The 1,181-nt window shown below is 65.5% G+C and carries 2 protein-coding genes; both read right to left on the bottom strand.

Going from position 1 to position 1,181, the window contains the following annotated elements:
• Window positions 1-428, bottom strand: a 428-nt coding sequence (locus P8Y64_13405) for a DUF924 domain-containing protein (protein MEJ2061461.1), incomplete at its 3' end; no start/stop codon positions are given.
• 66 nt (window positions 429-494) lie between these two features.
• On the bottom strand, window positions 495-1,181 hold a 687-nt coding region (locus P8Y64_13400; protein MEJ2061460.1), incomplete at its 5' end, for a 4Fe-4S binding protein.

Raw genomic sequence — 1,181 nt, 5'->3', positions numbered from 1 at the left:
GCGAACTTGAGGTTTTCCTCCAGCCCCGGCTTGTCGAACAGGCGCACCGAGCGGTTCTGGTCGGCCAGCGACTCGCTATGCATGTAGGGCATGTACAAAAAGGCCTGTTGCGGCGGGGTCAGCTCGAGGTCGAAGCCGCGCTCGACGGCCGCCTCCGCCACCTCGCGGGCGCGCGCCTCGGTCGAAAAGCTTTCGGGTTTGCCGCGATACATGTTGAGCGGAAACTGATCGAACACGATCACCAGCGCCAGCGAACCGAGGGCGGTCTGCCGCCAGGACTTGTAGCCGCCGTCTTTGGCGCGCCGCCAGGTCTCTTCGAAACGGTCGCGGATCTCGTCGTCGAAGGCCGGCGTCGAGTCGAACCAGAGCGGGCGCACCCGTTCGGAGAACCAGAATTCGTCGATCAACTCCGGCGTCACGATGTCCATGCGGGTCCCCCTCCCGATTTATGCATGGTTTGTTTTTATTATCCCGGCCAAAGGGCACGCACCGGTCTAGGGTTCGGGCACCATCCGGATATACCCGCAGGGGCACTCGTTGGCGCACAGCCCGCAGCCCTTGCAGTAATCGTAATCGAACACATAGTGGCTGCCGTCGGCGGCGAACTCCCGGGTCTTGAGCACGGCCGAGTCGGGGCACAGGGTGAAGCAGTTGTCGCAGGCCAGGCAATTGCCGCAGGAAAAGCAGCGCCGCGCCTCGTTCTGCACCTGTCCGCCCGACAGGCCCTGGTCGATCTCGTCACAGCTGGTGCGCTCCGCCACCGGCAGAATCGTCTCGCGCGAGCGGTGCGCCGGTTCGTAATACGCGAGGTTGATGCCCTCGAGACCCACCACCTGCGGTTCGAAATCCTTGGGCGGGCCCACCTGCTTGATGAAATTGTCGATGGCCTGTGCCGCGCGGCGGCCCGCACCGACGGCCTCGGTCACCGTGCCGCCCTGCCCGGTGGCGTCGCCGCCGGCGAACACACCCGCATGGCCGGTCTCGCCCCAGCCGTCTGCATGCAGATGCGGGGCGCCGTTGAGGATGGCCTCCAGCCCGGCGGGGTCGACCACCTGGCCGATGGCCGGAATCACCATGTCCACGTGCAGCACCGTCTCGGTGCCCTCGAAGGCGATGCGGTGCAGCCGGCCCTGTTCGTCGGGCAGCTTTTTCATGTGCACCATTTCCACACCCACCACCTT

Source organism: Gammaproteobacteria bacterium (assembly GCA_037388465.1).
Taxonomy (GTDB): domain Bacteria; phylum Pseudomonadota; class Gammaproteobacteria; order SpSt-1174; family SpSt-1174; genus JARRKE01.
This window is presented reverse-complemented; position numbering and strand designations above follow the sequence as displayed.